This is a genomic window from Paracoccus sp. (in: a-proteobacteria), from assembly GCF_039808215.1.
Taxonomy (GTDB): domain Bacteria; phylum Pseudomonadota; class Alphaproteobacteria; order Rhodobacterales; family Rhodobacteraceae; genus Paracoccus.
Genome location: NZ_JBDHSP010000106.1, coordinates 1 through 6,940 on the forward strand (window position 1 = coordinate 1; position 6,940 = coordinate 6,940).

General features: G+C 60.2%; 8 protein-coding genes. 3 read left to right on the forward strand and 5 right to left on the reverse strand.

All coding sequences use genetic code 11. The annotated features are described in order from the left end of the window. Positions 1–358: 358 nt before the first annotated feature. Both WMK75_RS17660 and WMK75_RS17665 read left to right on the forward strand, forming a co-directional pair. Complete coding sequence (locus WMK75_RS17660; RefSeq protein WP_347268901.1) at positions 359–934, forward strand: helix-turn-helix domain-containing protein; 576 nt, start codon at positions 359–361, stop codon at positions 932–934. A 43-nt stretch (positions 935–977) separates the two neighbouring features. After that, a complete protein-coding gene (locus WMK75_RS17665) occupies positions 978–1,379 on the forward strand; it encodes a hypothetical protein (protein WP_347268902.1) in 402 nt (133 codons plus the stop codon). 58 nt (positions 1,380–1,437) lie between these two features. Here the strand turns inward: WMK75_RS17665 and WMK75_RS17670 are convergent, their stop codons facing one another. From WMK75_RS17670 to WMK75_RS17680, 3 genes are read right to left on the reverse strand one after another with little or no spacing between them, the layout of a single operon-like run. After that, complete coding sequence (locus WMK75_RS17670; protein ID WP_347268903.1) at positions 1,438–3,531, reverse strand: AAA family ATPase; 2,094 nt, start codon at positions 3,529–3,531, stop codon at positions 1,438–1,440. Between the two features lie 9 nt (positions 3,532–3,540). After that, positions 3,541–4,227 carry a hypothetical protein gene (locus WMK75_RS17675; protein ID WP_347268904.1) on the reverse strand — a complete coding sequence of 229 codons (687 nt, stop codon included), beginning with the start codon at positions 4,225–4,227 and terminating at the stop codon, positions 3,541–3,543. Between the two features lie 8 nt (positions 4,228–4,235). Then, positions 4,236–4,382, reverse strand: a complete 147-nt coding sequence (locus WMK75_RS17680; protein ID WP_347268905.1) for a hypothetical protein — start codon at positions 4,380–4,382, stop codon at positions 4,236–4,238. 405 nt (positions 4,383–4,787) lie between these two features. On the opposite strand from WMK75_RS17680, the gene mobV reads away from it, so the two are divergent. Continuing rightward, the gene (gene mobV / locus WMK75_RS17685) at positions 4,788–5,945 is read left to right on the forward strand and encodes a MobV family relaxase (protein WP_347268906.1); all 1,158 of its coding nucleotides are present in this window, start codon (positions 4,788–4,790) and stop codon (positions 5,943–5,945) included. A 156-nt stretch (positions 5,946–6,101) separates the two neighbouring features. On the opposite strand, the gene WMK75_RS17690 is transcribed toward mobV, so the two are convergent. Both WMK75_RS17690 and WMK75_RS17695 read right to left on the reverse strand, forming a co-directional pair. Further along, positions 6,102–6,398, reverse strand: a complete 297-nt coding sequence (locus WMK75_RS17690) for an addiction module antidote protein (RefSeq protein WP_347268907.1) — start codon at positions 6,396–6,398, stop codon at positions 6,102–6,104. Positions 6,399–6,401: 3 nt separating this feature from the next. Further along, entirely contained in the window at positions 6,402–6,698 is a 297-nt protein-coding gene (locus WMK75_RS17695; protein ID WP_347268908.1) for a type II toxin-antitoxin system RelE/ParE family toxin, read from the reverse strand. Positions 6,699–6,940: the final 242 nt, after the last annotated feature.

Below are 6,940 nucleotides of genomic sequence, written 5' to 3' on the forward strand. Positions count from 1 at the left end.
CCCCTGCGGGGCCTCACGTCCGATGACAGACAAAAACTACACAGCCCGTCCTTACGGCGGGGGGTCGCCAGCTCCCTGGCGGGCGCTCCCCCCCGGCGCGCAAGCGCGCCCGGACTGTGCATTTTTTGCCTGCCTTTAGATCATAAGAAGAGACATAAATTTCTGTAAATGTTTTCAATACCTTGATGGGGGGGGGTAGGTCACAGCTGTGACCTACCCCTAGGTCAAAGCTGTGACCTAGGTCTGAACGATCTTTGCGCACGCGTGAACGATTTTTGACGGAATAAATTGACCATCCGTGCTCGATGTTGAATCATGCATGGACGATTATTGGACACGGATGGGCTAGGGGTAGGTCATGGATGAGCTGGGATCAGACCGGGCCGTGGGGCGGCCGACCCTGCCGGGGCGACCACAGCGCGGGCACTTCGTCCAGACGGATCGGGCCGCACATGAAGCTTGGGCGCGTCTTGCCACGAAGCATCCAGGAGCCTCTGCGCTGCTGCATGTCCTCGCCGCCAATATCGGTGACCAGAACGCGGTCGTTGCCAGCCACAAAGTCCTGGCGCGTCTCATGGGGGCTTCGCCCTCGACCGTGAAGCGCGCCCTGAAAACGCTCGAGGACGGGAACTGGATCGAGGTTCACAGGATCGGTGCCAACGGAACGGTGAATGCCTATGTCCTCAACAGCCGTGTGGCATGGACAGAAGGCCGCGACAAACTGCGTTATGCGCGCCTGAGTGCTGATGTGCTCCTGGCAGAAGATGAACAGGAAGCTGGCGCGCTTGATGCACCCAAGGCCGCGCTTCACAACCTGCCTCGGCTCGGGGAACTTCAGATCCCTGCCGGCTCCGGCTTGCCCCCCGTCTCACAACCGTCTCTCCCCGGCATGGAGCCGGACCTGCCCTCGACTGGCCGTAACGATGAGGGGTAACATTACCCCTTGCGTTAGGACATGAAATAGGCCCTGTAACCCCATGAAACTAAGCGCAAGCGAGGCGGCCAAGCGGACCGGGAAAAGCGTCCCGACCATCACCAGAGCCATAAAATCAGGCAAGATTTCAGCCGAGCGGTCGGATTCCGGCAGCTATCTCATAGACCCGGCCGAGCTGTTTCGGGTCTTTCCAGCCCTAACGCGCTCTAACAATGAAACCCCACCAATGTTAGGACATGAAACCCCATGTGTTACCCCCGCTGAAACCCAGTTGTTACAGGAAAAGGTGAGCATTCTTGAGGCTTCACTTGCCGAGGCCAAGGCCGAGCGGGACGAGTGGCGGGACCAGGCAAAGCGGCTGGCGATGGCCCTGCCTGCCCCCGAAGGGGTGGACCAGAAAACCCCCGAACAGCCGAAAGGCTTCTGGAAACGCATTTTTGGCTGAGAGACAGACCATTGCTCTTGGAGTTCCAACGAAATCAGGGCGCGCCTCGACAGGGTACCTAACCTTCCAAAACTTTAGGTAGACCACCAAGAAACCGACGTAGCTTATCGCGCAGGATTTGGTTCTTGCGGACCTGCTGCCGCACGGCACCTTCATAATCCTTGTAGGTCGAAAACCGAAGCGCTTGGGCCACTTGACCTCGCGCGCCGGATTCGCGCAGCTTGTAGCGGCGAAGAAGGGCAGCAAAGTCTTTCTGTGCGACGGCCTTGTCGAAGAGGTCCTGCTCCGTCGTCAAGATGGCATCAAAGTCGAGTGGAATCGTCCGCTGCCCCCCGGCTAGGACTTCCTTCCAAGTCGGAGCCTGCCGCTGAAGCCATTCGCTCACCTGCATCTCGGCGGCGCGAGCGCAAAGACGGTCCCGCTCCTTCGCAAGTTCGATCACCGCGCCTGCGATGGCATTCGCCCGCATCATCGCGGCGTCAAACCCGTCGAGGTGCTCGGCCTGAGCTGCCGCCACGGCGTCGATCACGTCGGGGCAGTAGTACAGAGCCTCGACGGCGTTCAAACCTAGGACATGCACTTGGTTGTTCACGTGCTCGGCGCGGGTGTCGTCGTCCCGCCCGTCGTGGTCGATTAACCCGAACACCTGAATGTGGTGGAGGCCGGAAGCGCTTTGCATCCCCTTCGTAGCGGCGATGACGTTGCGCGATGATCCCTTGGGCACGACCGAGACGCCGGGAAGAAGGACCGCGTATAAGCCGCCGTCGAGGCTGGCGTCCGCCCCCTCCACGAAGAGGACCCGACGCCGCGCACCGAGGATGTCGCGCCGGACGTTCTCCGGGATGTCCTCTCCTGCATTAAGGAGATCGAAATCCCAGGCGATCTCCCCCGACGGGCCGGCTTGCCGGACATCACGCATGAGTAGCATCCGCGCTTGGGGATGCTCGACGGCGAGGTCAATGGCGTGGGTGGAAACGACCATCGCACAGTCGGGGCGTTCGGCAAAGAGGTCGCGCAGCAGCGGGGCGATGATGGCGTGGTTCAGGTGCCGCTCGGGCTCGTCTAAGAGGAGAACGGCGTCGGGCGGCGCGATCAACACGGTTGCTGCGAGGAAAATGGCCGCACGCTCGCCGTCCGAAACTTCCGCAAAATCGAATGATCCGCCGCCGTCGCGCTGGGCTTGCACGGCGCGGAGGCCATCTACTTTGACGGCGATCTTGAGTTGGGCTGACGCGAGGAGGCGGTTAAGTTTATCAACGGGCGTCTCTTCGGAACGGGCAAGCTTGAACTGTACACCATCTGGGTCTGCCCGCCCATGTCTCGCAACTTCCTGATCTAAGCGAATCTGCTCGTTCACCAGATCGAAGAGAAGCGCATGAACACGCTCTGCGCCACCTCGGTCGGAATATCGCGCTTTCTCGTCTCTGTCCCAATGTGAGACGTTTTTCTCATGCTGTTCACGATTGACGGCGGTCATCCCAATAGCACCGCTTTCCGTCCACATCTGGCGATGAGCTGCAACGCGGATCACGCTGGCTCCCGAATTTCGCCATTGCATAAGAGACTGAAGGAATGACGATTTGCCAGTCCCGTTGGGGCCAAGAAGGAATACGCGATCGCCAACGCTAAGGGGTAAGGTGATCGGCGGCAAATCCCCGCTCGGACCGAACCGATGAACGACCGGCGCAAGGAGTTGAACGCGGCTCGTGCTTTCGATGGCTTCGTGCCTCATCTGCATTTCTCGTTCGGTTGGAACGACCTGATATTGGAGCGTGAGCCGGTCTTCGGGGTCGCCGTGGCTAGTTGCCATCACGTCGATCACTTGGGTGGCGAGGAACCGACCATGGATGTTCTCGATGACAAGAATCTGCCCCTCACTTGGCCTGCGTATGCGGGAGGTAAAATCCAGTTGGGCGATGCTGTCGGGCGTAACGTCGGTCACGCTTCTGGCACCGTCAGCTATGGCGATGCCGCGAGTACCAGGCGGATCGTTGTAGGCGATGATATTGGTTCCGCTTGAACCAGACCATTTGGTCTCGAAAGATGCCTCTCCTTCGCCAATCAAAGCCCGCCCGTCGTGCTCAGCGTACCGAATGACAGCTTGTCCAGAAAACGTGGCAAAATGCGGTGGGGAAACGTCGTTGTGCTTCATGATCTGAACCTAAAATGGCACCATCGAATCGGGATCGGCAGCCGTCAGGTCTCGTCCAGTGGTGCCACGATGCCGGTATGGCTCCACCCCTACGATACGATAACCTCGGGCCATGCCATGCCCCTCGCGGTCATGGTTAACGACGTAGACCATCGAACTGTTGTTGAGTTGGGAAAGCCCGGAGGTGATCTGAGCGTCTTTCATCCCCGTCATCTCGTGGATCTTTTCGTAGGTCAGGAACGCCTCGTTGTAGCCGGTGTCCCGTCGTGCCGCGATCAGCAGGTAGAGGCGCAGCGCGTGCAGTTCGACCTGCGAACGCATATGCCATGCCTTGAAGGGCCGAAACTGTAAGCCGTCGTACAGCTTCTGTGCTGGAAGCTTCGCCCAACCTCGCTTGGGATCGTACTCCAGAAACCGATAGCGGCCCTTTCCCCCGGCACTGGTACCCGAGAGAATAAGTCCTTCTTCTTCAAGCAGACGTAGGCCGGCTGCGACCGATGCACGCGCGAGGTTCGTGTTCTCGCCAAGGGCATCGTAGCTCGCGCGCACCACACCGTCCGAATCCCGCAGCCTTTGAGCAAGAGCGACATAAACACGAAGGGCTGCGATGCCGCGCGTACCGCATCGCCCCCACGAGAAACGCTTAAGTCCATTCTTGGTGATCCAGTCGGAGGGGAAGCGTCCCCAGTCTTGCATGGGTATCATCATTCCTTGCCCCTCCAGATGCTGAGGCGGACGGCAGCCCAAATCGCCACACCAGCGAGACTGATCGCGGCGAAGGCGACGAGGAGAGCCGCGAGAAGCGGATCGAATGCCGCCAAGACGGCCAGAGTGTCGGCAACAGCAACCATGAAAAAATCCTCAAGTCGTTTCGAGCATGAGAATATTTGCGCGCTCTTCGTCGATCTTTCTAGATACACCTACCTTATCTTCGCACTATATATCAGACTTACCATGTTGTTTAGAAATAGTAACTTACTGCTCTGGAAGGTTCATATATGATCCTGTCTCAGTTCACGAAGGCATTCCGCAGCGACACCCATGAACTGACAGCATGTTCAATCGAAACGGTGAGTGCAGGAGCAGCCCGCCCCGAGACGCCAAGGATCGAGGGGCGGCGAGGTGCGAGGCGCTATCCGGGGTGATGGTTTATGTGTTCTTCCCGCTCTTGCGGGCGAACGATATTTTGGGCTTGTCCAGGAATGTCTAGTGAGTACACATAAACCCTCACTTCCCCTTTCCACCGGAGCCGGACCATGGGCCAGCTCGTCCCCGATCTCGAACTGAAATTCAAACGCTACGGCCGCCCGCCGCGCGACCTGGAACGCGCCTTCGCCATCATACGCGTCGCCAAGATCAAGACCCTCGGCAACATGGGCGCCAGCCTCCAGCACACCTTCCGCGAACGCGACACCCCGAACGCCGATCTGGAACGCACCCCGGAGAACACCGTCCTAGTCGGCCCGGACAATGCCGATGCCGTCCTCGATGCCTGGCGCAGCCGTGCCCCCGAGAAAATCCGCAAGAACGCCGTGCACGGGCTGGAATACTTCATTGGCGCCTCGCCCGGCAAAATGCACGCCATGACCCGCAAGCAGCAGGATGCCTATTTCGCCGACGCGCTCGCCTGGCTGGAACGCCGCCACGGGGTCGAAAACATCCTCTCGGCCGTGGTTCACCGCGACGAGACCACCCCCCACATGACCGTCATGACCATTCCCCTCGATGCCCGTGGCAAGCTCAATGCCCGCAGCTTCGTCGGCTCGCGCAAGCAGCTCTCCGAACTCCAGACCGAATTTGCCGCCGAGGTCGGCCACCATCACGAGCTCGAACGCGGCATGATCCACAGTTACGCCACCCATGAGCGGGTCCGGCAGGTCTACGGCTACATGCAGGACATGCCGATGACCGTAGAGCTGCCAGAACGCGCCCCAGGTGGCCTTCTCGGTCTCAAGCGTGAGAAGGAGCATGAATACCGGGAACGCCTCTCACGGGAGCTCTCAGCGGCTCTCACGGGTATCGTGCTGCGTCACGACATCGATTCCAGAAACGCGGCCGACGAGATCGCCGGCCTCACCCGCCGCCTTGAGGCCACCGAACAAAACCTTCGAGAGGCCCATGAGGTCGTTGCCATCGGCGAGAAGGCCCGTCTGACCGCTGATCGTATCCTGACCGCCTACGAAGCCACCGGACGCATGCAGGAACTGGTGGATACCGTCTACGACTACGAACAGGCCCAGCGGGCAGAACATGAGCGCCAGCAAGCCGAGATCGAGGCGGAACGGCAGCGCCAGCACCACGAGAGGGTCAGGCAGCAGGAACTGGACCACGAGCGCCGCACCAAGACCCTGCGCAAGGAACAGGAACTCAAACTCGGCCGCCGGCGAGAAAAGGATCTGGACTTTGATCTGTAATCAGGGCGGGAGTTTCGGCCTGATCCGACTTCGGCTATGCTGGCAGCGGCTGATCCACCTTCGGGGCGTATGCCCATCAGCCTCCGCCAGGGCGAAACGTGGAATGGGCTGCCGCTGCGGGGTTTCCGGGTCTCCCGACACAGCAAAACCGGACCTTCACGCGCCGGGCTGGATCGAAACCTTCAGCCCAAGCGCCTTGGCAACCTTCATCACAGTGGACAGCGTAGGGTTTCCGTCCCCGGACAGCGCCTTGCTCAACCCCACCCGGCTCATGCCAACCTCATGGGCCAGCGCAGTCATGTTCCGGGCACGAGCCACGGCCCCGAGGGCGCGGGTGACATAGGCAGGATCATCGCCGCTTTCCTCCATGACCGCTTCGAGATAGGCCGCGATGTCTTCCTCGGTCTTGAGGTAGTCGGCAGAATCGTAGCGGGCGAACTTTTCCTGTGCCATTGCTCAATCCTTCCACTGTTCGGCCAATAGTTTGGCCTGCCTGATGTCCTTGCTCTGGGTGGACTTGTCGCCGCCGCAAAGCAGTATGACGAGAACCGGCCCCCGCTGGATGAAATACACCCGGTAGCCCGGCCCGTAATTGATCCGAAGCTCTGATACGCCCTCCCCGACCGGCTCCACATCGCCGGGGTTCCCCGCCGCAAGCCTGTCCAGGCGGGCTGCGATCCGGGCGATTGCCCGGCGATCTCGCAGGTCAGAAAGCCAGCGGTCAAAGGACTCGCTTCGGATTAATTCCTTCATCCGACAACTATAGTTTCCAAAGCACGGCCTGACAACTATAGTTGTCAATTCTCAAGCATCACGCCCTTCCTGTGGATAACCCTCCCCCTCCTTGCCTGATCCACCCCATCCGGCGCTGCCTTCGTTCGAAGTCATTCTTCGCTGAATCGGACGTTCGGCCCCGAGGGGGCCTCACGTCCGATGACAGACAAAAACTACACAGCCCGTCCTTACGGCGGGGGGTCGCCAGCTCCCTGGCGGGC

What these genes read in the sequence shown, in the direction of transcription:
- WMK75_RS17660 (WP_347268901.1), top strand. Translation starts at nt 359, where the DNA reads ATGGATGAGCTGGGATCAGACCGGGCCGTGGGGCGGCCGACCCTGCCG.
- WMK75_RS17665 (WP_347268902.1), top strand. Translation starts at nt 978, where the DNA reads ATGAAACTAAGCGCAAGCGAGGCGGCCAAGCGGACCGGGAAAAGCGTC.
- WMK75_RS17670 (WP_347268903.1), bottom strand. Translation starts at nt 3,531, where the DNA reads ATGAAGCACAACGACGTTTCCCCACCGCATTTTGCCACGTTTTCTGGA.
- WMK75_RS17675 (WP_347268904.1), bottom strand. Translation starts at nt 4,227, where the DNA reads ATGCAAGACTGGGGACGCTTCCCCTCCGACTGGATCACCAAGAATGGA.
- WMK75_RS17680 (WP_347268905.1), bottom strand. Translation starts at nt 4,382, where the DNA reads ATGGTTGCTGTTGCCGACACTCTGGCCGTCTTGGCGGCATTCGATCCG.
- mobV (WP_347268906.1), top strand. Translation starts at nt 4,788, where the DNA reads ATGGGCCAGCTCGTCCCCGATCTCGAACTGAAATTCAAACGCTACGGC.
- WMK75_RS17690 (WP_347268907.1), bottom strand. Translation starts at nt 6,398, where the DNA reads ATGGCACAGGAAAAGTTCGCCCGCTACGATTCTGCCGACTACCTCAAG.
- WMK75_RS17695 (WP_347268908.1), bottom strand. Translation starts at nt 6,698, where the DNA reads ATGAAGGAATTAATCCGAAGCGAGTCCTTTGACCGCTGGCTTTCTGAC.